The 1,729-nt window shown below is 64.2% G+C and carries 2 protein-coding genes; both read right to left on the bottom strand.

Annotated features, from left to right (window positions below; all coding sequences use genetic code 11):
- On the bottom strand, positions 1–546 hold a 546-nt coding region (locus EOA22_RS32575; RefSeq protein ID WP_206521416.1), incomplete at its 3' end, for an endolytic transglycosylase MltG.
- Positions 547–648: 102 nt separating this feature from the next.
- A partial coding sequence (fabF, locus tag EOA22_RS32570) for a beta-ketoacyl-ACP synthase II (RefSeq protein ID WP_127390551.1) occupies positions 649–1,729 on the bottom strand: 1,081 nt, incomplete at its 5' end.

Here is a 1,729-nt window from a genome sequence, read left to right as displayed (position 1 = left end):
GCTCAAGGCAGTCTCCTTGGCGATGCGCTGCAATGCCTGGTCGACAGTCAGTCCTTCAGGGATGGTCAGCGAATACATCACCGACTTGCCGCTCTTCAGAAGCTCCATGATATCGCGCATGGAAGCCCTGGGCTTGATCTCGTACTCGCCGGCTTTCAGCGCCGAATCATTGCCGAAGGCGCGCACGCCAAGGCGGAATACCCGGGCATCACTGATCAGTCCGCGGCGTTCGAGCTGGTCGGCGATATCCTGGACGCCGGTGTTCGGCTTGACCAGGAAGGTATCGCCATTAGCGGAGGGTCCGGGCTCGGTGAATTCCTGCTTGCCGAAATAGACCGCGACGCCGGCCGCCAGAACCACCAGCATCACCGAGGAGATGACGAAGTTCATGAACACGACGACCTGGCTGCGTGACGCACGCGAGCGCTTCGGCGGCGGCGTGCCGGCCTCTGGCCGCAACGCCTCGCTGGCCGTTTTCGGCACGATCGGTCCGGATGTTGCCGGCCGTTGCCCGAATTCTCCGTTGCCTGCCGGATTTGTGTTCATTTCGCCCTACCGTTTGATCGCCCAACGAATCCCCAGCGGCAGAGTAGAGGCGAATATGGCAAAATTGACGGCACGCCAAAGCGTCGCCCGGCAGCCGGACGATCAGCCATTGTAGCGCTGGAAGACCAGCGACGCATTGGTCCCGCCAAAGCCGAACGAATTGGACAGCGCCACGTCGATCTGGCGGGCGCGCGGCTTGTTCGGCACCAGGTCGATCGCGGTTTCGCGTTCGGGGTTGTCGAGGTTGATGGTCGGCGGCGCGACATTGTCCCTGATGGCAAGGATCGAGAAGATCGCTTCGGCGGCACCGGCCGCCCCAAGCAGATGGCCGATCGACGACTTGGTCGACGACATCGAGATCTTCGATGCGGCATTGCCGACAAGCCGCTCGACAGCGCCGAGCTCGATCGTGTCGGCCATGGTCGAGGTGCCGTGCGCGTTGATGTAGTCGACGTCGGCAGGCGTAAGCTTGGCCCGGTTGAGTGCCGCCGTCATGCAACGGAAGGCACCATCGCCATCCTCGGCGGGCGCCGTGATGTGATGCGCGTCGCCGGTGAGACCATAACCCGTCACCTCGGCATAGATCTTGGCGCCGCGTGCTTTGGCATGTTCGAGCTCCTCGAGCACGACAACGCCGGCGCCCTCGCCCATGACGAAGCCGTCGCGGTCGCGATCATAGGGGCGCGACGCCGTTTGCGGCGAATCATTGCGTTCCGTCGACAGTGCCCGGCATGCGGCGAACCCGGCGATCGACAGCCGCGTCACCGGCGCTTCGGCGCCACCGGCGACCATCACGTCGGCATCGCCCCACATGATCAGCCGGGCAGCATCGCCAATGGCGTGCGCGCCGGTCGAACAGGCCGTGACGACGGCATGGTTCGGGCCTTTCAGCCCGTGCCGGATCGAAACCTGCCCGGAGACGAGATTGATGATCTGGCCCGGGATGAAGAAGGGGCTGATGCGGCGCGGGCCGCGTTCCTTGAGGATCATCGCGTTCTCGGCGATGCCCTCGATGCCGCCGATGCCGGAGCCGATCAGGACGCCGGTGGCGCATTGCTCTTCATGCGTCTTGGGTTCCCAGCCGGAATCCTTCAGCGCCTCGTCGGCGGCGGCAATCCCGTACAGGATGAAGTCGCCGATCTTGCGCAATTCCTTCGGCTCGAGCACGGCCTCGGGATTGAAG

The organism is Mesorhizobium sp. M7A.F.Ca.US.014.04.1.1 (genome assembly GCF_003998745.1).
In the GTDB taxonomy this organism is placed as follows: domain Bacteria; phylum Pseudomonadota; class Alphaproteobacteria; order Rhizobiales; family Rhizobiaceae; genus Mesorhizobium; species Mesorhizobium ciceri.
The sequence above is the reverse complement of the archived record's forward strand: the minus strand, read 5'-3'. Positions and strand labels throughout refer to the sequence as shown.